18 protein-coding genes are annotated in these 22,861 nt (G+C 59.8%); 5 read left to right on the top strand and 13 right to left on the bottom strand.

Going from position 1 to position 22,861, the window contains the following annotated elements; all coding sequences use genetic code 11:
- Positions 1-162: 162 nt before the first annotated feature.
- The 3 genes from FQ182_RS05920 to FQ182_RS05910 form a co-directional block, all read right to left on the bottom strand.
- Positions 163-1,299 (bottom strand): branched-chain amino acid ABC transporter substrate-binding protein, encoded by a 1,137-nt coding sequence (locus FQ182_RS05920; RefSeq protein ID WP_149411136.1) that lies wholly within the window; start codon positions 1,297-1,299, stop codon positions 163-165.
- Between the two features lie 376 nt (positions 1,300-1,675).
- Positions 1,676-2,959, bottom strand: a complete 1,284-nt coding sequence (locus tag FQ182_RS05915; protein WP_149411137.1) for an FAD-binding oxidoreductase — start codon at positions 2,957-2,959, stop codon at positions 1,676-1,678.
- A 74-nt stretch (positions 2,960-3,033) separates the two neighbouring features.
- Complete coding sequence (locus tag FQ182_RS05910) at positions 3,034-4,524, bottom strand: aldehyde dehydrogenase family protein (RefSeq protein ID WP_149411138.1); 1,491 nt, start codon at positions 4,522-4,524, stop codon at positions 3,034-3,036.
- Between the two features lie 166 nt (positions 4,525-4,690).
- Between FQ182_RS05910 and FQ182_RS05905 the strand changes: the two genes are divergently transcribed.
- The 3 genes from FQ182_RS05905 to nadE all read left to right on the top strand — a co-directional run bounded on the left by FQ182_RS05905 (position 4,691) and on the right by nadE (position 7,736).
- The gene (locus tag FQ182_RS05905) at positions 4,691-5,587 is read left to right on the top strand and encodes a LysR family transcriptional regulator (RefSeq protein WP_149411139.1); all 897 of its coding nucleotides are present in this window, start codon (positions 4,691-4,693) and stop codon (positions 5,585-5,587) included.
- Between the two features lie 103 nt (positions 5,588-5,690).
- Entirely contained in the window at positions 5,691-6,905 is a 1,215-nt protein-coding gene (gene pncB, locus FQ182_RS05900) for a nicotinate phosphoribosyltransferase (RefSeq protein ID WP_133101446.1), read from the top strand.
- Positions 6,906-6,908: 3 nt separating this feature from the next.
- A complete protein-coding gene (nadE, locus tag FQ182_RS05895) occupies positions 6,909-7,736 on the top strand; it encodes an ammonia-dependent NAD(+) synthetase (RefSeq protein WP_149411140.1) in 828 nt (275 codons plus the stop codon).
- A gap of 96 nt (positions 7,737-7,832) precedes the next feature.
- Here the strand turns inward: nadE and azu are convergent, their stop codons facing one another.
- On the bottom strand, positions 7,833-8,279 hold the full coding sequence (azu, locus tag FQ182_RS05890) for an azurin (protein ID WP_149411141.1): 447 nt from the start codon (positions 8,277-8,279) through the stop codon (positions 7,833-7,835).
- A gap of 339 nt (positions 8,280-8,618) precedes the next feature.
- Here azu and FQ182_RS05885 point away from each other — a divergent pair, with 339 nt between their 5' ends.
- Positions 8,619-9,206: a TIGR00730 family Rossman fold protein gene (locus tag FQ182_RS05885; protein WP_149411142.1), complete on the top strand. Its 588-nt coding sequence runs from the start codon at positions 8,619-8,621 to the stop codon at positions 9,204-9,206.
- Between the two features lie 69 nt (positions 9,207-9,275).
- Positions 9,276-9,464 (top strand): hypothetical protein, encoded by a 189-nt coding sequence (locus FQ182_RS05880; protein WP_133101442.1) that lies wholly within the window; start codon positions 9,276-9,278, stop codon positions 9,462-9,464.
- 42 nt (positions 9,465-9,506) lie between these two features.
- On the opposite strand, the gene FQ182_RS05875 is transcribed toward FQ182_RS05880, so the two are convergent.
- From FQ182_RS05875 to rpsF, 9 genes are all read right to left on the bottom strand, one after another.
- Positions 9,507-10,397 (bottom strand): transglutaminase family protein, encoded by an 891-nt coding sequence (locus FQ182_RS05875; protein WP_149411143.1) that lies wholly within the window; start codon positions 10,395-10,397, stop codon positions 9,507-9,509.
- A complete protein-coding gene (locus FQ182_RS05870; RefSeq protein WP_149411366.1) occupies positions 10,397-12,883 on the bottom strand; it encodes a circularly permuted type 2 ATP-grasp protein in 2,487 nt (828 codons plus the stop codon). Before FQ182_RS05870 ends, FQ182_RS05875 begins: the two co-directional genes overlap by 1 nt.
- 147 nt (positions 12,884-13,030) lie before the next feature.
- Positions 13,031-16,312: a DUF2126 domain-containing protein gene (locus tag FQ182_RS05865; protein ID WP_149411144.1), complete on the bottom strand. Its 3,282-nt coding sequence runs from the start codon at positions 16,310-16,312 to the stop codon at positions 13,031-13,033.
- 394 nt (positions 16,313-16,706) lie between these two features.
- On the bottom strand, positions 16,707-19,010 hold the full coding sequence (locus FQ182_RS05860; protein ID WP_149411145.1) for a YgiQ family radical SAM protein: 2,304 nt from the start codon (positions 19,008-19,010) through the stop codon (positions 16,707-16,709).
- A gap of 130 nt (positions 19,011-19,140) precedes the next feature.
- Positions 19,141-20,535, bottom strand: coding sequence for a replicative DNA helicase (dnaB, locus tag FQ182_RS05855; protein WP_149411146.1), 1,395 nt, complete (start codon positions 20,533-20,535; stop codon positions 19,141-19,143).
- 110 nt (positions 20,536-20,645) lie between these two features.
- The gene (rplI, locus tag FQ182_RS05850) at positions 20,646-21,092 is read right to left on the bottom strand and encodes a 50S ribosomal protein L9 (RefSeq protein WP_133101434.1); all 447 of its coding nucleotides are present in this window, start codon (positions 21,090-21,092) and stop codon (positions 20,646-20,648) included.
- 18 nt (positions 21,093-21,110) lie between these two features.
- Positions 21,111-22,004, bottom strand: coding sequence for a hypothetical protein (locus tag FQ182_RS05845; RefSeq protein ID WP_133101433.1), 894 nt, complete (start codon positions 22,002-22,004; stop codon positions 21,111-21,113).
- Between the two features lie 36 nt (positions 22,005-22,040).
- Positions 22,041-22,271, bottom strand: a complete 231-nt coding sequence (rpsR, locus tag FQ182_RS05840; protein WP_003171373.1) for a 30S ribosomal protein S18 — start codon at positions 22,269-22,271, stop codon at positions 22,041-22,043.
- Positions 22,272-22,299: 28 nt separating this feature from the next.
- Complete coding sequence (rpsF, locus tag FQ182_RS05835) at positions 22,300-22,725, bottom strand: 30S ribosomal protein S6 (RefSeq protein ID WP_131428048.1); 426 nt, start codon at positions 22,723-22,725, stop codon at positions 22,300-22,302.
- Between the last annotated feature and the right edge of the window lie 136 nt (positions 22,726-22,861).

Below are 22,861 nucleotides of genomic sequence, written 5' to 3'. Positions count from 1 at the left end.
TCTTCTAGGAGGAAAACAGAGGCTCGGCACTAACCCCCTGTAGAAGCGAGCTTGCTCGCGAAAAAACCGAGAGCGCCGCGTGCATCCAGGATGCCCGCGTCATCGTTAACGTTCTTCGCGAGCAAGCTCGCTCCTACAGAGAGGTTATGCAGTCGGTTCGGATTACTTCTGCTTTTCCAGTTGGTGATACTTGCCATCCTTGTCCCACTGGTAAACCACGTAGTCAGAGACTTTCAGGTCGCCCTTGGCGTCCCAAGCCTTCTCGCCCATCACGGTCTTCACAGGGTTTGCCTTAAGCCACTTGGCCGCATCTTCGCCCTTGTTGGACTTGGCACCGTTGAAACCGGCAGCCAGGGTCTGGATCGAGGCATAGGCGTACAAGGTGTAGCCCTCAGGCTCGGTGCCGGCCTTGCGGAACTCATCCACCACCACCTTGCTGTCTGGCAGTAGGCGCGGGTCGGCGCCGAAGGTCATGTAGACGCCGTCGACGTATTGCGCGCCACCAGCGGTGGTCACCAGTTCATCGGTCACTACGCCATCATCGGACATGAACTTGACATCTTTGAGCCCGGCCTCACGCAGTTGACGAACCAGTGGTCCGGCTTCCGGGTGCAAGCCACCGAAGTAAACGACGTCAGCGCCAGCGGCGCGGATTTTGGTCACTACGGCGCTGAAGTCTTTCTCGCCACGAGTCAGGCCTTCGTACAGGACCGGGGTCACGCCGCGCTTGGTCAGCTGTGCCTTGGTAGCATCAGCAAGACCCTGACCGTAGGTGTCCTTGTCGTGCAGAACGGCGACCTTCTTGCCCTTGAGCACATCGACGATGTAATCGCCTGCCACGATGCCTTGCTGGTCGTCACGCCCGCACATCCGGAACATGGCGGAGAGGCCTCGCTCGGTCACTTGAGGGTTGGTGGAGCCTGGAGTGATCGCAATAATCCCCGCTTCGTCATAGACCTCGGAGGCCGGGATGGTGGACGACGAACAGAAGTGCCCGACCACACCAATCACTTTTTCCTGATCGGCCAGACGGTTGGCCACGGCAACAGCCTGCTTGGGTTCGCAGGCATCGTCACCGGCGACCAGGACGATTTTCTCGCCATTGATACCGCCGGCCTTGTTGACCGCATCCGCCGCCGCCTGGGCACCTTTCATGTACTGCTCACCGAATGCCGCGTTGGCACCGGTCATCGGCCCTGCTACGCCAATCTTCACATCAGCTTGAGCAAACGCAGAAACACCCAACGCAGTTGCCACTGCGAGGGCCAGAAAGCCTTTCTTGTAAAACGTCTGGGACATGAGGTGGTGCTCCGAGGTTTTTGTTGAATTGGCACTGCAACGTCACTTCAAACTTTCACTTGAAAGCCCAGAGCAAGGCGCGTGCCATTGCGTTTTTATTATTCAAAAAGACACGGTGTCATTGTTATTACAGGCGTTTCGACGCCTTTTGATTGAACGTGCAACCCTTTAGCTCGCAGAGGTGCAACCAACGCATCGAAAAAGTACAACCCTCTCCACGGTTTGATATCAGGCTGCCACCAAGCGACAGTCCGAGCATCTGTAACAATGTGCGTAACGGAACTGCACATTTACAGTGCGCCACTGCTACGCGTCGCACCAATACAGATTAGTAGCTTGCTAATAAAATGCCGCCTTCTTACTGGTATTTCGCTGATCAGATGACAATACGCAGACATTGCCCCGCGTGATACAGCGAGAACCCGGCCTCGTATAAACAACTGCGCAGGCCCACCCCGGCCAGCGGCTGCATCGGAGCAAATGGAATCGGCAGGGCCTGGGGATTGCGGTGACACAGGTAGTCGGCGAAAGCTTTGCCCACCACGCTACCGGTGGTCACGCCGCGTCCGTTGTAGCCGGTGACTGCCACTAAACCGGGCGCTGGTTCAAAAAGACGCATCAGATGGTCCGGGGTAAAGGCGATGCAGCCAGTCCAGGTGCATTCCCAGTCCACCGATTTAAGGTAGGGAAAATAATGTTGCTGCACCCGATCGGCCCAGGCCTTGAGGAACCAGGCTGGTTTCTGGTTGCCATTGCCCAAGCTGCCCAGCAGCAACCGGCCATCGGCGTCGCGGCGGATGCTGCTGAGTACCTGGCGAGTGTCCCAGGAGCCCTGCCCGCCCGGCAGGATTTGCTGTGCGGCGTCCGCGGTCAGCGGTGCTGACGCCACCTGATAGTAATAACCGGGAAAGAAATTGCGCCGCAGTTCGGTCCACTCGCCTTCGGTGTAGGCATTGGAGGCGATCACCACTTGCTCGGCCTGCACCGCGCCCTGAGCAGTTTGTACAGACCAGCGCTGGCCCTGGCGCTCCAATTGGGTGACCGGCGAATGGTCAAACAGTTGGCCACCGAGGCCGACGGCGGCGTTGGCCAAACCACTGGTGTAAGCCATCGGATTCAACGTGCCGGCCCGCCGATCCAGCAAGGCGGCAGCGATCTTTTTGGTGCCGGTGGCCTGCTCGCACGCGGCACCCGTCAACAGTTCCACTGGCGCACCACGACGCTTCCACTGCTCTTCACGGCTGCGCAAATCCGCCTCGCCACGGGCGTTATGCGCCATGTGCAAGGTGCCCTCGCGGCGTAACTGACAATCAATGTTGTATTTGTCGATCAGGCTGAACACCAGGGACGGTGCCGCACCGAGCATGCGGTTGAGCTGACTGCCCACCGCCTCGCCAAAACCGGCCTCGATCTCGTCCGGGGCAATCCACATCCCGGCGTTGACCAACCCGACGTTGCGCCCAGAGCCACCATGACCGGTGCGATGGGCTTCCAGCACGCAGACGCTTTTGCCTTGTTCCAATAAATGAATGGCCGCCGACAAACCGGTGATACCGGCGCCGATCACGCAGACATCCACCTTTACTTCACCCTTGAGCGCAGCGCGATCCGGCCGGCCAGGGGTCAGTTGTTCCCACAAACACGCTTCGCGTAATGGCATTGCCAGACTCCGGGAGGATTTCACCACCGTTCGTTCCCACGCTCTGTGCGGGAACGATCAACAGGTGTACGCGATCAGTCGAAAGTGATGCCTTGGGCCAACGGCAGCTCGAGCGAATAGTTCACGGTATTGGTCTGCCGACGCATATACCCACGCCATGCATCGGAACCCGACTCACGACCTCCACCGGTTTCCTTCTCGCCGCCAAACGCACCGCCAATTTCCGCGCCACTCGGGCCGATATTGACGTTGGCAATCCCGCAGTCGCTGCCCAGCGCAGACATGAACTGCTCGGCTTCGCGCACATCGGTAGTGAAGATGCACGAGGACAGGCCTTGAGGCACGGCGTTGTTCAGGCGCAGTGCTTCGGCAAAATCGGTGTAGCCGACCACATACAGAATCGGCGCGAAGGTTTCAGTGCAGACCACATCGCTCTGCTCCGGCATTTCCACAATCGCCGGCGACACGTAGTAAGCGCTGGGGAATGTGTCTTCCAACTGGCGCTTGCCGCCAAACACCCGGCCGCCTTCGCTCAAGGCCTGCTCCAGGGCGTCCTGCATGTTTTCAAAGCTGTGTTTGTCGATCAGCGGGCCGACGAGATTGCCTTCCAGCGGATGACCGATGCGCACCTTGGAATAGGCAGCCTTGAGGCGGGTGACAATCTCTTCTTTCACCGATTCATGGGCAATCAACCGGCGCAGGCTGGTACAGCGCTGGCCGGCGGTGCCGACGGCGCTGAACAGAATGGCGCGCACGGCCATGTCCAGATCGGCGCTTGGGCCAAGGATCATCGCGTTGTTGCCGCCCAGTTCCAGGATGCTGCGGGCAAAACGTGCGGCGACTTTCGGCGCCACTTCGCGGCCCATGCGGGTGCTGCCAGTGGCGCTGATCAGGGCTACACGGGGGTCGTCCACCAGCGCGGCACCGGCATCGCGACCGCCGATGATCACCTGGCTCAGGTATTGCGGGGCGTCAGTGAAGTTTTTCAGGACGCGCTCGAACAGCGCCTGGCACGCCAGCGCAGTCAGCGGCGTCTTTTCCGAAGGTTTCCAGATCACCGCATTGCCGCACACCAGCGCCAACGTGGTATTCCACGCCCACACTGCTACCGGGAAGTTGAAGGCACTGATCACCCCCACCACGCCCAGCGGGTGCCAGGTTTCACGCATGTGGTGGCCTGGGCGCTCGGAGGCGATGGTCAAGCCATACAGCTGACGGGATAGGCCGACGGCGAAGTCGCAGATGTCGATCATTTCCTGCACTTCACCCAAGCCTTCCTGGGTGATTTTGCCAGCTTCCCAGGACACCAACTCGCCCAGGTCAGCCTTATATTCGCGCAGCACTTCGCCGAACTGACGCACCAGCTCGCCACGGCGCGGCGCCGGCACCTTACGCCAGGCTTCGAATGCATGCTCGGCGCGAATGACCTGCTGCTCCACCTCGGCGGCGCCTTCCCAGTGCACACTGGCAATTCGGCTGCCATCGATAGGCGAATGCACGGGTTGTTTACCCGACTGGTACAGCGCCGGGTTTACCCCGAGACGATCAAGCAATGCGGCAACCATGGGTCACTCCTTCAATCCACAAACAAAAATATGCGCCGCCAACTGACACGGCGATCCAGACCTTATTTGTAGCTGGCCCAAGACTTGCCAACAAACGACCATTAGGCGAGATATCATTCCGTTTATTCATGCTGAACGTGTCACGACAAGAAAAAAGAGGCCAACCGTGCTGAATAAAAGACATTTGCCCTCGATCACTGCCCTGCAGTGCTTCGAGGCCGTCACCCGCCACCTGAGCTTCACCCGCGCCGCCGAAGAGCTGAACCTGACCCAAAGCGCCGTCAGCAAGCAAGTCGCGCAGCTGGAAGAACTGCTGCAGCACCTGCTGTTTCTCCGGGTGCGCAGGCGTTTGCAGATGACCCCTGCGGGGGATCTGTACCTGGTGGAAGTACGAAAAATCCTCACCCAGGTGGAGATGTCGACCCATTACCTTCGTTCCTACGGCGGCGAGACCGAAGTATTGCGGGTGTCTACGCCCTACACCTTCGGCGCACGCTGGCTGGTGCCGAGGCTTAAGGGCTGGCGCTTGCGTCACCCGCAGATCCACCTGGACCTGTGCAACGAACAGGAGCCCGACGACTTACTACAAGGCCGCGCCGACCTCGCCTTTTACTTCGGCCAGGGTTCACGGCCCGGTACCGAAAGCCTGAAGTTATTCAGCGAAGAACTTGTTCCGGTGTGTGCACCGGGCAGCCTGCCTGCTCAACCGTTTACCGATCCCACGCAACTGAGCGAACTGGTCCTGCTGCAAAACGCCTCGCGCCCCCAGGGCTGGCACGATTGGTTCGCCAGCCAGGGCTACCAGACCGAACACAGCTACCACGGCCCGCGTTTCGATACCTTCTATATGTGCATCCGCGCCGCACAAGTGGGCTGTGGCGTGGCACTGTTGCCACGGTTCCTGGTGGAAGAGGAGTTGGCCGACGGCAAGTTGATCATCCCCTGGCAACACGCGATGCCGAGCCAGGATGCTTATTACCTGGCCTACCCCGAGCATTCGGCGCAAGTGCCCAAAGTGCGCGATTTTGTGAAGTGGATGATGGAACAGGTTGACGCAACCTGAAAAAACGCTAGCAAACCGACCTGCGTCTATGCGCCACTAGCGTCATTCCTTAATTGTGCGTAACGGTCGGCGCCCATCGCCGACCCGTCTGGAGATTCCCGTTATGAGCGAGAGTGTATTTGCCGATCGTATCGTGCAGAACCTGCTCGACACCGACTTCTACAAGCTGACCATGATGCAGGCGGTGCTGCACAACTACCCCAACGTGGAAGTTGAATGGGAGTTTCGCTGCCGCAACAGTGAAGACCTGCGCCCGTATCTGGCGGAGATTCGTTATCAGATCGAGCGTCTGGCCGAGCTGAGCCTGAGCCCCGACCAGCTGGGATTCCTGGAACGCATCAGCTTTATGAAGCCGGATTTCCTGCGCTTCCTTGGCCTGTTTCGCTTCAACCTGCGCTACGTGCAGACCGGTATCGAAAACGGCGAGTTGTTTATCCGCCTGCGCGGGCCGTGGCTGCATGTGATTCTGTTTGAAGTGCCGATGCTGGCCATCGTCAGCGAGGTGCGTAACCGCTATCGCTATCAGACCGTGATCCTCGAACAAGCGCGCGAGCAGTTGTACCGCAAGTTCGACTGGCTGACCGCCAATGCCAGCAGTGACGAATTGTCCGAGTTGCAGGTCGCCGATTTCGGCACTCGTCGGCGCTTTTCCTACCGGGTCCAGGAAGAAGTGGTCAACGTGCTCAAGCACGATTTTCCCGGACGTTTTGTCGGCACCAGCAACGTGCATTTGGCCCGCGAACTGGACATGAAACCCCTGGGCACCATGGCCCACGAATGGATCATGGCACACCAGCAATTGGGCCCACGGCTGATCGACAGCCAGATTGCCGCCCTCGATTGCTGGGTGCGCGAGTACCGCGGCCTGCTGGGCATCGCCCTGACCGACTGCATCACCACCGATGCCTTCCTCGGTGATTTCGATTTGTACTTCGCCAAGCTGTTCGACGGTTTGCGCCATGACTCCGGCGACCCGATAATCTGGGCGGAAAAAGCCATCGCCCACTACCACAAGCTGGGCATCGAGCCGATGAGCAAGACCCTGGTGTTCTCCGACAGCCTCACGCTGCCCAAGGCCCTGGAGATTTTTCGGGCGTTGCGGGGGCGTATCAATGTCAGCTTCGGCATCGGCACCAACCTGACCTGCGACATACCAGGTGTGGACCCGATGAGCATCGTGCTTAAAATGACCGCATGTAATGGCCAGCCCGTGGCGAAGATCTCCGATGAAGCGGGCAAGACCCACTGTACCGACCCGAACTTCGTCGCCTATTTGCGCCACGTTTTCAAAGTACCTGCCCTATCCAGCAAGGAGTGAATCATGCAAGCCGTACAGCGCGAGATTGCTGAACAGCTCAAGGTCCAAGCGCCGTTCAAAGACCAGGCCGCCCTGGAGGCGGAGGTCGCACGACGGATCACCTTTATCCAGCAATGCCTGCTTAACTCGGGGCTCAAGACATTGGTGCTGGGCATCAGCGGCGGCGTCGACTCTCTGACCGCAGGCCTGCTGGCCCAACGGGCCATGGACGAGTTGCGCGCGCGCAATGGCGATGAGGCCTACCGTTTTATCGCCGTGCGCCTGCCTTATGAAACCCAATTCGACGAACACGACGCCCAGGCTTCGGTGGACTTTATTGCCCCGGACGAGCGCCACACGGTGAACATCGGCCCAGCGGTCAAATCCCTGGCCAATGAAGTGGCAGCCTTCGAAGGCAAACATGCGGTCTCCCGGGATTTCGTGCTGGGCAACACCAAGGCCCGCATGCGCATGGTGGCGCAGTACACCATCGCTGGCGCGGCCGGGGGCCTGGTGATCGGCACCGACCATGCGGCGGAAGCGGTGATGGGCTTTTTCACCAAGTTCGGTGACGGCGCTTGCGACTTGGCGCCATTGAGCGGGCTAGTGAAGAACCAGGTACGGGAAATTGCCCGGCACTTCAATGCGCCGGAATCGCTGGTGGAGAAAATCCCGACCGCCGACCTGGAAGACCTTTCCCCCGGCAAGCCGGACGAAGCTTCCCATGGCGTGACCTATGCCGAGATCGATGCGTTTTTGCACGGTGAACCGGTGCGCGAAGAGGCGTTCCGGATCATCTGCGAGACCTATCGCAAGACCGAACACAAGCGGGTGATGCCGCTTGCGCCATAAGCGCTGAGCGCGATTGTGTGGCGAGCGGCTCGTCACACGTATCCAACCACAAAAAAAGCGCCTGAGAAGGCGCTTTTTTTATGCCTGCTGTCCTGATTACTTCAGGGTAACAGTGCCTTTCATCATCGAGATGTGGCCTGGGAACGAGCAGAAGAACGCGTAGTCGGTGCCAGCGGTCAACTTCGACACATCAAAGGTCACCGAATCTTTCTCGCCAGCACCGATGATTTTGGTGTGGGCGATGATGCGGGTGTCGCCTTCTTTCAGGTAGTTCTTGCCGATGCCAGCGGCCATGCCTTCAGTCGCCACCGGCTGCATGTCTGCCGCAGTAGTCAGCACCCAGTTATGGCCCATGACGTTCTTAGGCAAGCTACCGGAGTGAGTCAGCTCAACGGTAAACGTCTTGCAGCTTTTATCGATTTCAATGGCCTTGGTGTTAAAGGTCATCTGGTCAGTGGAGTCAACGGTGACCTTGCACTCTGCAGCAAGCAACTGGCCGCTAGCCAGAGTCAGCAGGGAAACAGCAACGAGTTTGGCAAACATGTGGATCTCCAAGGCAGGGTTAAAAAATGCATACAGCGACAAGATTGCCTGATACAGGCAGAAGTTCCCATGATCTGAATCAATAGATTGTATACAACTTTAGGCTATTGGCCTGATCGACACAATCAACCAGCCAAAGGGCTATCACCGGCCTATGCTCGATTCGTCATCACCTTTGGAGTACCAGCCATGCACCTCAATAGCCTGTTTCGCGGCCTGCTTGCCGCTTATGCCTGTGGCGCCAGCGGCACCTATGAAAAGAGCGAGCGCGAGGTTTAATCCTTTAAGACACGCCGGCCAACCTTTACTCTTTAGCCATTACTGAGCATGGAGTCAGGTATGTCCTTGAAGTCTGTATGTGTATTTTGCGGTGCCAGCAGCGGTACTAATCCAGCCTACCGTGAAGCGGCCATTGCCCTCGGGCGCGAGTTGGCCAAGCGAAAGCTGACCCTGGTATACGGCGGCGGCGCCGTCGGCCTGATGGGGATTGTGGCCGATGCTGCCCTGCAAGCCGGTGGCGAAGTGGTCGGAATCATTCCTGAAAGCCTGCAAGTCCTGGAAATCGGCCACAAGGGCCTGACTCGCCTGGAAGTAGTCGACGGCATGCACGCTCGCAAGGCGCGCATGGCCGAGCTGAGCGATGCCTTTATCGCCCTGCCCGGCGGCCTCGGCACCCTGGAAGAGCTGTTCGAAGTCTGGACCTGGGGCCAGCTCGGTTACCACGGCAAGCCGCTGGGTTTACTGGAAGTGAATGGTTTCTACAGCAAGTTGACCGGTTTTCTCGATCATATCGTCGGCGAAGGCTTCGTCCGCGCGCCCCATCGTGCCATGCTGCAAACCAGCGAATCGCCGGCTGAGCTGCTTGACGTACTGGATGCCTGGCAACCGCTGGTCCTGCCCAAATGGGTGGACCAAAAACCCGATTAACCCTTGGGACGCGATTAAAGGCAGAATACGCGCCGCTCAACCTCACCTTCGACCCCCAGAGGATCGCCCATGGCAAAACCTAATTACTCCTTCGCCAAACGTCAGAGAGACTTGGCCAAAGAGCAGAAGAAAGAGGAAAAGCTGCAACGCAAGAAAGTTGCAGCCGACGAAGAAGCTGGCGTACTGAACCCGGATGCAGAAGGTGAAGTGGCCACTGACGAGACCGAAACACCGAAAGATCAGGCGCCTGACGCCTAAGGCCTCTCACTGTGGCCGCTGCCAAGGCAGCGGCCACAGGCCTTATTTCAGTGGCATCACCGTCACCCGCACCTCCGGGTCATGACTCCCCCCTCCCAGAATCACCCCTCGCAACGGCGAAACATCGGAAAAATCCCGGCCCCAAGCCAGGGTGATGTGCTCCAGTGCCGGCTGCACATTATTCGTTGGATCAAAATCTACCCAGCCCAGCACCGGGCAAAATACCGAGACCCAGGCATGGGACGCATCGGCGCCAATCAGCCGTGGGTGGCCGGGCGGTGGCTGGGTCAGCAGGTAGCCGCTGATATAGCGCGCCGCCAGGCCTCGGGAGCGCAGGCACGCCAGCATCAAGTGGGCAAAGTCCTGGCACACGCCGCGCCGACGCTCCAGCACTTCCACCAGCGGCGTGGCGACTTGGGTGGCTTCGGCATCGAAGGTGAATTCGCTGAAAATCTTTTCCATCAGCACCTGGGTGCCCAGCAACAACGGACGGCCCAGTGGAAAACAGCTTTCGGAAAACTCGACGAAGCTTTTCTTCAGATGCACATAGGGCGATTCGAAACGATAGCGGCACGCCTCGATCACCTCGGGGGACAACGGCTGGCTGCTGTAGGTCAAGCTGCTGCGGGTTTGGTCCCAGGCTGGCGACTGGCTGAAATCCAGCACTGGCCGCGCGAAGACTTCCACCGTGAGCCCGGCGTTGACCAGCAACTCATCATGGGGCCGCTCGAACGCCAGGCGGGTGATCGGGTTGCCAAATACGTCCAGCTCATCCCGGCGCGAGGTCGGCTCAGGGCGGATGAGCAATTGCTGCACCGTACACTGCTGCCAGGCGCAGGGGCGCGGCCACAAGTGCGCCAACTGCTGGGCCAGGGACACCGGACTGTCGTAGTGGTAATGGGTATCGTGGAAAATCTGGTAACGGGCACTCATTACACGGACACCGTTTGCTGGCTGACATCATCAACATGGGCAAAATGGCGCAAGGCCAGGCGATCGGAGACTTGCCCGCTTTCATCGGCGACGGCCTGCAACAGGTCCGCCAGGCCATCGAGGGCGGCGCGCACGCTGGATTCGCCAAACAGCGGATTTTCCAGGCAGCCCAGGTCAAAGCGCGACAGTCGCTCCACCAACGGCGCCAGCCCGGTCTCCCGCGGCATACCGAAATCATCATTCAGACGACGCAGGGTGCGGCTCACCAGTTTGAGCTGGAACAGCACCGCATGGGGGTTTTGCTCATCCAGCAGCAACAGGTCCAGCACCGGGATCAATTGCGGCACCGCCAGGTAGCGGGAACGGTAAGTGATACTGCTATTGCCCAGTTCCAGCAACCATTCAAGCCCCGCCTGATCGAACACCGCCACGCCCCGCAGAAATGCCGTCAGGCTGCTGCTGAGAAACTGTAGACGCTCGATGCGCCGGCCCATCATCAAGAAGCGCCAGCCTTCGTCACGGGTCATGTCGTCCAAGGCAAAACCGGACAGCGCCGCCAGGGACATCACCAAGCGGTTGAGGAAGTCCAGCAGTTCGCCGAAATCTGGCTCTTGCGCCTCCAGCTCCACGGCTTCGCGCTGCAACTCCACCAAGGCCTGCCAGTTTTCACGGGACAGTTTGCCGCGCACCTGGGACGCCGCCCACTGCAAGCGCTGCAAATTAGCCCGCAGGCTCGACGGCCAGTCATCGCCAAGCAAAGCCGCCAGCAGCCGCTCAGGCAACTCGCCCTTTTGCGGCAATAGTCGCAGCGTCTCGCCCAGTTCCACCGCCGCTTGCAGCGCTTGCGGGTCGCCTGCGTCGACATAACGTGCGAGGACGATCCGCAGCCAGCGGGCGCTGTCATCACAGCGTTCACAATAACGGCCGAACCAGAACAGGTTTTCCACCACCCGCGACGGCAGGTACGGATCACGTCGAATCAAGTCATGGGCGCCAATAGAACGCGGCGCACGCCACTGCTCGCCACCAGGGGCACGTTCGCCGAGCACCCAGGTGTCCTTGCTCGCCCCGCCGCGCTGCATCGACACCACTTCAGCATCGGCTTCGGCGGCCACGCGGGTCAGGCCACCGGGCAGCACCCGGTAACCGTCGGCGCTGGCGACGGCGTAGACGCGCATGCCGATGGCGCGATGTTGTAGATGTTCGTCGACGGTATGCCAGATCGGCGCCTGGGACAGTTGCGCCAGCTCTTGGGCAACGTAGGCATAAGGCCGCGCCCGCATGCGTTCGGCCAGGGCCTGGCGTTGTTCGTCGTTCAGGTCGCGACCAAATACCGGGGCGAAGCTTTGCGACGGGAACGCCGGCTTGATCACCAGCTCCGGCAGTTTCTCCAGGGCTTCGGCCAGTACCGGCGCTTCGCCGCACCACCAGGTGGCGATGGACGGCAGGATCAGCTCTTCGCCAAACAGAAACTGATTGATCTTCGGCAGAAAACCCAGCAACCCGGGAGACTCCAGCACACCGCTGCCCAGGGCATTGGCCACCAGCACATTGCCTTGGCGCACGGCGTCCAGCAGCCCCGGCACGCCGAGGGCCGAGTCGGTGCGCAGCTCCAGCGGGTCACAGAAATCATCGTCCAGGCGGCGCATGACGGCATGGACCCGGCGCAGGCCGCTGAGGGTTTTCAGGTAGACCGTGGCGTCGCGCACCGTCAGGTCGCCGCCTTCTACCAGCGGGTAGCCGAGCTGGCGGGCGAGGTACAGGTGTTCGAAATAGCTTTCGTTGAAACGGCCCGGGGTCAGCAGCACGATCAGCGGTGGCTGGTCATCACTCGGCGCCTGGCGGGCCAGGGTTTCCTGTAGGGTGCGGAAGAAACCGGTGAGGTGCTGCACCTGCAAGTCGCGGTACATATCCGGAAACGCACGGGACACGATGGTGCGGTTTTCCAGGGCATAACCAGCGCCGGACGGTGCCTGGGTACGGTCGGCGGTGACCCACCAGTGGCCATCGGGGGTGCGCGCCAGGTCCACGGCATACAGGTGTAGAAACGCACCCTCGGGCGGCTGTATGCCCTGGCACGGCCACAGGAAGTTGTTATGGCCGAACATCAGTTCTGCTGGTAACAAACCCTCGGCGATCAGCCGTTGCGGGCCGTAGAGGTCCGCCAATACCGCATTGAGCAACCGCGCACGCTGGGCGATGCCGGCCGACAGGTGCTTCCACTCATCCGCTGCCAGCACGTGGGGCAACAGGTCCAGTTCCCACGGCCGATCGGCGCCCTTGGGGTCGGCGTAGACGTTGTAGGTCACGCCGTTTTCCTGGATCTGCCGGGTCAGCAAGGCTTGGCGCTGAGCCAGTTGCGCCGGGGTGCTGCGTTGCAGATGGCCAAGCAGGCGCTGCCAATGGCCGCGGACCGCGCCGCTGTCGTCCAGCAGTTCGTGATAAGTGCCCGCGGTTAGCGGGTAACGGTCGAGCAAGTCGGGCATGGAACGCTCGGCAGAGGCAAGGGAAGTCAGAGTGTGGGAGCCGGGCTTGCCCGCGATGCAGGCACCTCGGGGCATCAGGTGTACCGAGGTGATGCTATCGCAGACAAGCCCACATTATAGATTTGTTGTTTTCGGGATTATGTAGATTCAATCCTCTATTTTTTTCGCAAAACGGCGCAAATCCAGGGTCATCGGCAATTCGTCGTTAATCACCACCGCCGGCACGGGCAACGTTCCAGGGCTGTGACCCAGGTGGAAAAACCGCGCCATGCGCCGGCTCTCGGCTTCATTGGCATTGACTGGCAGGCTGTCGTAATTGCGCCCGCCCGGATGGGCGACATGGTACTGACAACCGCCCAATGAGCGTTGCATCCACGTATCGAAAAGATCGAATACCAGCGGCGCATGAACCGGGATGGTCGGCTGCAAACAGTTGGCCGGCTGCCAGGCACGGTAACGCACGCCAGCTACAAACTCACCGACCCGCCCGGTAGGTTGCAGCGGTACTGGAATGCCGTTGCAGGTCAGCAGATACCGTTGCGGCGCCAAGCCGCTCACCTTGACCTGCAAACGCTCCAGGGACGAATCGACATAACGCACCGCGCCCTCTTCTCCCAGCACATGCCAGGGCTCCAGGGCCTGGCGCAGTTCCAGTTCAATGCCGCTGACGGAGTAATCGCCAACCTTGGGGAAGCGAAACTCCAGGTGCGCAGCAAACCACTCTGCACGCAGCGGATAACCGGCAGCGTTCAGTTCGACGATGACATCGGCAAAGTCCTGCTCGATAAAGTGCGGCAGCAAGAAGCGGTCGTGCAATTGCGTACCCCAGCGCACCAGCTTCGGCGGTGCATAGGGCTCACGCCAGAACCGCGCTACCAGCGCCCGCAACAACAGTTGCTGGGTCAGGCTCATGCGCGCATGGGGAGGCATCTCGAAGGCCCGCAATTCCAACAGGCCAAGGCGGCCGGTAGCGCCGTCCGGCGAGTAAAGCTTATCGATACAGAATTCGGCGCGATGGGTATTTCCGGTGACGTCTATCAGCAGGTTGCGCAGCAGTCGGTCCACCAGCCAGGGCGGGCACTCCTCACCGGGCACCGGCATTTGCGCGAAGGCGATTTCCAACTCGTACAGCGCGTCGTTGCGAGCTTCATCGACCCGTGGCGCCTGGGACGTCGGGCCGATGAACAAGCCGGAAAACAAGTAGGACAACGACGGGTGGTTATGCCAGTAGCTGATCAAGCTGCGCAGCAGATCGGGACGACGCAGGAACGGCGAATCCGTGGGCGTAGCACCGCCGAGGACAAAGTGGTTACCGCCACCGGTACCGGTGTGACGGCCGTCGATCATGAATTTCTCGGTGGTCAGGCGGGTTTGCCGCGCTTCTTCATAGAGGAATTCGGTGCGTTCCACCAACTCGTCCCACGTGGCGGACGGTTGCACGTTAACTTCGATCACGCCTGGGTCCGGCGTGACCCGGAAGTTGCTCAGGCGGACGTCGCTCGGTGGCTCGTAGCCTTCGAGCAGCACCGGGCAATGCAGCTCTTGGGCGATGGCTTCGATAGCGGCCACCAGCTCCAGGTAGTCCTCGACCCGCTCCAGAGGCGGCATAAACAGGTACAGCCTGCCATCTCGCGCTTGCGCGCAGAGGGCGGTGCGGGTGAGCCAATCGGCGGATTCGTCGATCTTCGCAATACGATCGTCGCTCAGGGCCGGTTCGCCGTGGCTTTGCAGCTGCGCCGTCGTCGGAAGATCAGGCAAATCCTGATTGGGGTCGGTGGGATGCACGAACGGATACTCCGCCGCCGTCACCCAAGGCTGCGAGGCCAATGGCAGACGATAGCCCAAGGGCGAATCACCCGGCACCAGGCGGCAATGGTTATCCCGCAGGTACCAGCGCCCGCTCTGCCAGCAGTCATTAGCCGCCGTGCGCGCCAGCGGCAGCACCTGGCCAATGACTTTATCCAGACCCTGGCTGAAGACCTTGCGCAGGCGGTCACGCTCAAGGTCGTCGCCCAGGCGTGGGTCTTGCGCGGTGACGTTCTGAGGCAAGGCGCCTTCGCGCCACAGGTAATAGAAATTGTCCTCGTAGGCCGGGAACACAAAGTGCGCAGGCAACTTCAAGCGCTCGGCAACGCTGGCGAGAAAACGCCCGGCCATCACGCCATCAGCGCCGTAGTCTTGTTGTTCATCGGCAATCAGCGCGCTGTTGTGCCAGATCGGCACGCCATCCCGACGCCAGTAGCAATTGAGCGACCAGCGCGGCAATTGCTCGCCGGGGTACCACTTGCCTTGGCCGAAGTGCACCAGGCCCTTGGGCGCGTAATGCTTGCGCATGCGCTGGAACAGTTCGGCAGAGAGCCGGCGCTTGTCCGAGCCCAGGGCTGCGGTGTTCCATTCGGCGCCGTCGGGGTCGTCGATGGAGACGAAGGTCGGCTCGCCACCCATGGTCAGGCGCACGTCGTCCTTGAGCAGGTCACCATCGATCTGCCGGCCCAAGGCCTGGATCGCCAGCCATTGTTCTTCGGTGTAGGGCTTGGTCACCCGTGGGGCTTCCCAAATACGCTCCACCGACATCTCATGGGTGAATTCGCACTCGCAAGGTTCCACCAGGCCACTGATGGGCGCCGCTGAAGACGGATCGGGACTACAGGCCAATGGGATATGGCCTTCACCGGCGAATAGGCCGGAAGTGGCATCGAGACCGATCCAGCCGGCACCCGGCAAATACACTTCACACCAGGCGTGCAGGTCGGTGAAGTCCACTTCCGTGCCGGATGGGCCGTCGAGGGCTTTGACGTCGGCGGTCAATTGAATCAGGTAACCGGAAACAAACCGTGCTGCCAAACCAAGATTACGCAGCAGTTGCACCAACAGCCAGGCCGAATCGCGGCACGAGCCGCAAGCGTTTTCCAAGGTGAATTCCGGGGCTTGCACCCCCGGTTCCATACGGATCAGGTAGCCGATGTCGGCGGCCAGGCGCTGGTTGAGGCCCACCAGAAAATCCACGGCAGGCAGTGGCGTACGGTCGATGCCTGCCAGGTACGCGGCGAGCTTCGGCGTCATCGGCAAAGTTTCCAGGTACGGCGCCAGTTCGCGTTGCTCATCGGCGGCATAGCTGAACGGGATTTTTTCGGCGTAGGGCTCAAGGAAAAAGTCGAACGGATTAAACACCGCCATCTCGGCAACCAGGTCGACTTCAATACGCAACTCGTCAGTCTTTTCCGGGAATACCAGGCGCGCCAGGTAATTGCCCTGGGGGTCTTGCTGCCAATTGATGAAGTGTTGCTGCGGCAGCACTTTCAGCGCGTAGGACAAAATCCGCGTGCGGCTATGGGCCGCCGGACGCAAACGCACAATCTGAGGGCCCAGTTCGACCGCGCGGTCGTAGCGGTAATGCGTAACGTGGTGCAACGCGACATGAATCGACACGGCGGCCTCCTGCGAGCCAGGGCATGAAACAAAGCGCGCAAGACTTATGCCAGTGCGGCGGTCATTGCGCTTTATCGTGGGACCCGGTGCAGTACAGCACCAAAACGGCGCGATGGCTGCCGTCGTGGTGCGAGGGTTGCACAGATTTGTGCCAAGAGCGTGAGGGCGGGTGGTGAATCTACCCAGGTGGAGTGGGATTACCCGGCGCCGTGATCTGCCCTGGCGTCGATTCACGCTTCCTCCCCACACTCGGTCGCCCTCATGCAGTTGCGCTTCACTTCGTTCGCTGTGGTCAGCTTACGGCGGGACGTTCATCCACAAGATTGCGCCCATGCCGGGCGCTAGAAAGCAAAACGCCAGCACGAAGGCTGGCGTTTTGTGATTCAGGCTGCGATCAACGCGGCACGACCGGTTTGCGGGCTGGCTTATTGCCTTTGCCCTTGGCCGCATCGGTGCGCTCTTTGGCGGCCTGCTTATTGCGGGCAAACGCCGCAGCCTTGGCCTGTTCACGCTTGTCCCACGGGTTAGCACCATCACTGGCACGCGGCGGCAAGCCGGTGTGCTGGGTGAGGATCTTGGTGGTGGTTTCCTTGGCAACCTTATGGCTACCAGCCGGCGTCGAGTTTTTGCGACGGGCGCTCTGATAGCTGTCGGTGGCAGGCTGGTGCAGCGGGATCAGTTGATCCTTGCCCGACCCGATCAGCTCGGCGCGGCCCATGCGGGTCAGTGCTTCACGCAGCATCGGCCAGCCTTTCGGGTCGTGGTAGCGCAGGAAGGCCTTGTGCAGGCGGCGCTGCTCTTCGCTCTTGACGATGGTCACCGAGTCACTCTTGTAGGTGACTTTGCGCAGCGGGTTCTTGCCCGAGTGGTACATCGCCGTGGCGGTGGCCATTGGCGAGGGGTAGAACGCTTGCACCTGGTCGGCACGGAAGCCGTTGCCCTTGAGCCACAGGGCCAGGTTCATCATGTCTTCATCGGTGGTGCCGGGGTGGGCGGCGATGAAGTACGGGATCAGGTACTGCTCCTTGCCCGCTTCCTTGGTGTACTTCTCGAACATGCGCTTGAACTTGTCATAGCTGCCGATGCCCGGTTTCATCATCTGGTTGAGCGGACCTTCCTCGGTGTGTTCCGGGGCGATCTTCAGGTAACCACCGACGTGGTGGGTCACCAGTTCCTTGACGTATTCCGGCGACTCGACCGCGAGGTCGTAACGCAGGCCAGATGCGATCAGGATCTTCTTCACACCCGGCAACGCACGGGCGCTGCGGTACAGCTGGATCAGCGCCGAGTGGTCGGTATTCAGGTTCGGGCAGATGCCAGGGAACACGCAGGATGGCTTGCGGCACGCGGATTCAATTTCCGGGCTCTTGCAGGCAATGCGGTACATGTTCGCGGTCGGCCCGCCGAGGTCGGAGATGACGCCGGTGAAGCCCGGAACCTTGTCGCGGATCTCTTCGATTTCGCGAATGATCGACTCTTCGGAACGGTTCTGGATGATCCTGCCTTCGTGCTCGGTGATCGAGCAGAAGGTGCAGCCACCGAAGCAGCCACGCATGATGTTCACCGAGAAGCGGATCATGTCGTAGGCCGGAATTTTTTCCTTGCCATATACCGGGTGCGGAACCCGTGCGTAAGGCATGCCAAACACGTAGTCCATTTCTTCGGTGGTCATGGGAATGGGCGGCGGATTGAACCACACGTCCACTTCACCGTGCTTCTGCACCAGGGCGCGGGCGTTGCCGGGGTTGGTTTCCAGGTGAAGTACGCGGTTGGCGTGGGCATAAAGCACCGAGTCACCACGGACTTTTTCTACCGATGGCAGACGGATCACGGTCTTGTCGCGAGTCATGCGCGGGCTGGCCAGGATCTGTACGACCTTGGCTTCCTGCGGGTCTTCAGACGGGCCCTTTTCCTGCTCGATGGCGCAGGCCTGGGTGTCCTGAGTGTTGACGTACGGGTTGATGATCTTGTCGATCTTGCCCGGACGGTCGATGCGTGTGGAATCGACTTCGTACCAGTCTTTTGGCGTGTCACGACGAATGAACGCGGTGCCGCGCACGTCGGTGATGTCTTCGATCTTGTGACCGTAGGACAGGCGCTGGGCGACTTCGACAATGGCCCGTTCGGCGTTGCCATACAGCAGGATGTCGGCGCAGGCGTCGATCAGGATCGAGTTGCGTACGCGGTCCTGCCAGTAGTCGTAGTGGGCGATGCGGCGCAGGGAAGCCTCGATACCACCGAGTACGATCGGCACATTCTTGTAGGCTTCCTTGCAGCGCTGGCTGTAGACCAGGCTCGCACGGTCCGGGCGTTTGCCAGCCATGCCGCCAGGGGTATAGGCGTCGTCGGACCGGATTTTCTTGTCGGCGGTGTAGCGGTTGATCATTGAGTCCATGTTGCCGGCCGCGACACCGAAGAACAGGTTCGGCTCGCCGAGCTTCATGAAGTCGTCTTTGGACTGCCAGTTGGGCTGGGCAATGATCCCGACGCGAAAGCCCTGGGACTCCAGCAGCCGGCCGATGATTGCCATACCGAACGATGGGTGGTCGACGTAGGCATCACCGGTGACGATGATGATGTCGCACGAATCCCAGCCAAGCTGATCCATCTCCTCCCTGCTCATCGGCAGGAATGGCGCAGGACCGAAACATTCGGCCCAGTACTTGGGATAGTCAAATAACGGCTTGGCTGTTTGCATGACGATGACCGGTGTTGAGATGAAAAATCGCGGGCGCGGAATATAGCACAAAATTTGACCAATTCCGACTATAACGCTCGGAAATTATCAGCCTCTATTAGCCCGTGAACGCTTGCTGGCCAGCGACGAATTATTCGTCGTCGAAGTTATAACTGCCCGGCGCGAGGTTTTCAAAACGGGTGTATTTACCGATAAACGCCAAGCGTGTGGTGCCGATTGGACCGTTCCGCTGTTTACCGATGATGATTTCGGCGATGCCCTTGTGCTCGGTCTCCGGGTGATAAACCTCGTCCCGGTAAACGAACATGATTACGTCAGCATCCTGTTCGATCGCTCCGGATTCGCGCAAGTCAGAGTTGATCGGGCGCTTGTTCGGGCGTTGTTCCAGGGAGCGGTTGAGCTGGGACAGGGCAACCACCGGGCAGTTGAATTCCTTGGCCAAGGACTTCAACGAACGGGAAATCTCGGAAATCTCGTTGGTCCGATTGTCGCCGCTGGAACCGGGGATCTGCATCAGTTGCAGGTAGTCGATCATGATCAGGCCAACCTCGCCGTGCTCACGCACCAGACGACGGGTCCGCGCACGCATTTCCGAGGGACTGATACCCGCAGTGTCATCAATGAACAGCTTGCGATCGTTGAGCAGGTTGACCGCCGAGGTCAGGCGCGGCCAGTCGTCATCTTCCAGGCGGCCGGCGCGGACCTTGGTCTGGTCGATGCGGCCCAGAGACGAGAGCATCCGCATGATCAGCGATTCACCTGGCATCTCCAGCGAGTAGACCAGGACGCACTTCTCGCTACGCAGTACGGCGTTCTCCACCAGATTCATGGCGAAGGTGGTCTTACCCATGGACGGACGGCCGGCGACAATGATCAGGTCAGACGGCTGCAAGCCACTGGTCATGCCATCGAGGTCGGTATAACCCGTAGATAAGCCGGTGATGGCGTTATCGGTATTGAACAGGGTATCGATGCGGTCGATAGCCTTGGTCAACAGGTCGTTAACGCTCACCGGGCCTCCGGTTTTCGGCCGCGCTTCGGCGATCTGGAAGATCTGCCGCTCTGCTTCGTCGAGGATCTCTTCGGCCGTACGCCCTTCCGGGTTAAAGGCGCTGTCAGCGATCTCGGCAGCGATACCGATCAATTGCCGCAGCGTCGCCCGCGCACGCACGATTTGCGCATAGGCCTTGATGTTGGCGACGGACGGGGTGTTCTTCGCCAACTCGCCCAGGTATCCAAGACCGCCCACTTGCGAGGTCTGACCTTCCTTGTCCAATTGCTCGGCAAGGGTCACGACGTCGATGGGGGAATTCAGATCAGCCAGTTTGGCGATGGCGCGGAAGATCAGGCGGTGGTCATGTCGATAGAAATCACCGTCCGAGACTTGATCAAGCACGCGCTCCCAGGCGTTGTTGTCCAGCATCAGACCACCGAGCACGGCCTGTTCGGCCTCGATGGAGTGCGGTGGCACCTTCAGGGACGCGGTTTGCAGATCGTATTGCTCAGGAGCGGAGATATCGTTCATGGCCACTTGAAATTAGGGGGCTGTAGAAAAACAAAAGGCACGACCTGTGAACAGGATCGTGCCCGATGTTAACCGTCTGGCACGCGAGGTGCCAGTCAGTTAGGTGCTGCTTAAGCTGCTACCACAACAACGCGTACGGTTGCTTCGACTTCAGCGTGCAGGTGCACGGCTACATCGAATTCGCCAACGTTGCGGATGGTGCCGTTCGGCAGACGAATTTCGCTTTTCGACACTTCAACGCCGGAGGCGGTCAGTGCGTCAGCGATGTCGTGGGTGCCGATCGAACCGAACAGCTTGCCTTCGTCACCGGCGGTGGCAGTGATAGTCACTTCCAGCTCAGCCAGTTGGGCAGCGCGAGTTTCGGCCGAAGCTTTTTTGTCTGCTGCTGCTTTTTCAAGCTCTGCACGACGCTCTTCAAACGCAGCCAGGTTGGCAGCGGTTGCAGCGGTGGCTTTGCCGTATGGCAGCAGGTAGTTACGACCGTAACCGGCCTTAACGTTCACTTTGTCGCCCAGGTTGCCCAGGTTGGCGACTTTTTCCAGAAGGATCAGTTGCATGTGAAAATCCTCTAACTTTTAACCTTCACCGTTCGCGTTGTCGGCGTCTTTCGGCGCCAGACGACCGCGAAAATCAATCAGGCCGTCGACAATGGCCAAAACCACGAGTAACGGATAGATCAGCTGCATGAACAGCAACAGCGTCACGTACAACCCCACCAGCCAGAACCTGGCCAGTCGCTTTTGCGCCACCAGCCCATGAATCAAGGCCAGCCCGGCGAACACCAACGGTACGCTGCACAACGGCGTTAACATGGCCATTTGCGGACCGAAGTTCGGTCCGACAAGCATGCACGCCAGCAGCAACATCGCCGGTCCTGCTGGGATTCTGATACTACGAAACTCGCGACCAAAACCACCCGGGTTGTACAACAACGCCTGCCAGTAGCGCCCAAGAATCAGGCTCAGCACACTGACGACCTGCAACAATGCCGCAATCAGGCCGGTAAGAACCGGTGCAACCAGTGAAGCAAAGCGCGCTCGCTCCTCTACCGATAACTGCTGGTAGAGCTCCCCGAGGGCCAAGGGCAGGATCTTGACGATTTCCTGCGCCAGCGCCTCGATTTGCGGGTGGAAAGCCGCGCCTAACGATACCGAATACACCAACCCCAATGCCACGCTGACCAGCAGCGTACGGCTCCAGGACTCACTTGCGCGTAAAACCAACGCAAGTCCCGATGACCCCAGCAGCACCAGAAGTACCCGTGGATCATCGAATTGCAGCCACCAGACCAAGGCTGGCAGCAGTCCCAGGGCAACAACACCCAAGGCGTCCTTCAAACCGCGCCGCAGGAGCACAAGGCATCCAGCGGCAGCACCCAACCAATACAACAACGGCAATGCTGCACATCCAGCCACTACTAGAGTGGCCTGCACACGACCGCGCATGATGAACTCAGCTAAGGCGCGCATGCATTCAATCCCTTACTACTTGTCGACTGCCCGGTCTCAGCGGCCGTGGCTGTCGGTGTAGGCCAGCAGGGCCAGGAAGCGGGCGCGCTTGATAGCGGTGGCCAGCTGACGCTGATAACGAGCTTTGGTACCGGTGATGCGGCTTGGAACAATTTTGCCGGTCTCGGATACGTAGGCTTTCAGAGTGTTGAGATCTTTGTAATCGATCTCCTTCACTTCTTCAGCGGTGAAGCGGCAGAACTTACGACGACGGAAGAAACGTGCCATGTAATTGGCTCCTTAAAAGGTCCGTGGATTACTCGTCAGCGTTATCGCTGGCGTCGCTGTCATCACCATCAACGCCATCGGCGCTGTCGGAGTGCTCAGGACGGTCGCGACGCTCACGGCGCTCACTGCGGTTTTCTTCAGCCTTGAGCATCTCGGATTGGCCGATAACGGCTTCTTCGCGACGGATGACCAGGTTACGGATCACTGCATCGTTGTAGCGGAAGTTGTCTTCCAGCTCGGACAGAGCCTTGCCGGTGCACTCAACGTTCAGCATCACGTAGTGAGCCTTGTGAACATTGTTGATTGCATAGGCCAGTTGACGACGGCCCCAATCTTCCAGACGGTGGATTTTGCCGCCGTCTTCTTCGATCAGCTTGGTGTAACGCTCAACCATGCCGCCGACTTGCTCGCTTTGATCCGGGTGGACCAAAAAGATGATTTCGTAATGACGCATGAATGCTCCTTACGGGTTGTAGCCTGCCGCTAAAAAACGGTCAGACAAGGAGTGAATGACACTTATGGATCTTGCCGCAGGGTAGGCACATGTGTGCCTGCCAGGTAGGCAAGGGGCGCAATTGTAGAGAAGGGAA

Source organism: Pseudomonas sp. ANT_H4, assembly GCF_008369295.1.
Lineage (GTDB): Bacteria > Pseudomonadota > Gammaproteobacteria > Pseudomonadales > Pseudomonadaceae > Aquipseudomonas.
The sequence above is the reverse complement of the archived record's forward strand: the minus strand, read 5'-3'. Positions and strand labels throughout refer to the sequence as shown.

Bases quoted from the DNA above. Each gene is read 5' to 3' on its own strand.
- FQ182_RS05860 (WP_149411145.1), bottom strand. From the start codon at position 19,010: ATGCAAACAGCCAAGCCGTTATTTGACTATCCCAAGTACTGGGCCGAA.
- nadE (WP_149411140.1), top strand. From the start codon at position 6,909: ATGCAAGCCGTACAGCGCGAGATTGCTGAACAGCTCAAGGTCCAAGCG.
- FQ182_RS05920 (WP_149411136.1), bottom strand. From the start codon at position 1,299: ATGTCCCAGACGTTTTACAAGAAAGGCTTTCTGGCCCTCGCAGTGGCA.
- rpsR (WP_003171373.1), bottom strand. From the start codon at position 22,271: ATGGCACGTTTCTTCCGTCGTCGTAAGTTCTGCCGCTTCACCGCTGAA.
- pncB (WP_133101446.1), top strand. From the start codon at position 5,691: ATGAGCGAGAGTGTATTTGCCGATCGTATCGTGCAGAACCTGCTCGAC.
- FQ182_RS05885 (WP_149411142.1), top strand. From the start codon at position 8,619: ATGTCCTTGAAGTCTGTATGTGTATTTTGCGGTGCCAGCAGCGGTACT.
- FQ182_RS05910 (WP_149411138.1), bottom strand. From the start codon at position 4,524: ATGGTTGCCGCATTGCTTGATCGTCTCGGGGTAAACCCGGCGCTGTAC.
- FQ182_RS05875 (WP_149411143.1), bottom strand. From the start codon at position 10,397: ATGAGTGCCCGTTACCAGATTTTCCACGATACCCATTACCACTACGAC.
- FQ182_RS05880 (WP_133101442.1), top strand. From the start codon at position 9,276: ATGGCAAAACCTAATTACTCCTTCGCCAAACGTCAGAGAGACTTGGCC.
- FQ182_RS05915 (WP_149411137.1), bottom strand. From the start codon at position 2,959: ATGCCATTACGCGAAGCGTGTTTGTGGGAACAACTGACCCCTGGCCGG.
- dnaB (WP_149411146.1), bottom strand. From the start codon at position 20,535: ATGAACGATATCTCCGCTCCTGAGCAATACGATCTGCAAACCGCGTCC.
- FQ182_RS05845 (WP_133101433.1), bottom strand. From the start codon at position 22,004: ATGCGCGCCTTAGCTGAGTTCATCATGCGCGGTCGTGTGCAGGCCACT.
- rplI (WP_133101434.1), bottom strand. From the start codon at position 21,092: ATGCAACTGATCCTTCTGGAAAAAGTCGCCAACCTGGGCAACCTGGGC.
- azu (WP_149411141.1), bottom strand. From the start codon at position 8,279: ATGTTTGCCAAACTCGTTGCTGTTTCCCTGCTGACTCTGGCTAGCGGC.
- FQ182_RS05870 (WP_149411366.1), bottom strand. From the start codon at position 12,883: ATGCCCGACTTGCTCGACCGTTACCCGCTAACCGCGGGCACTTATCAC.
- rpsF (WP_131428048.1), bottom strand. From the start codon at position 22,725: ATGCGTCATTACGAAATCATCTTTTTGGTCCACCCGGATCAAAGCGAG.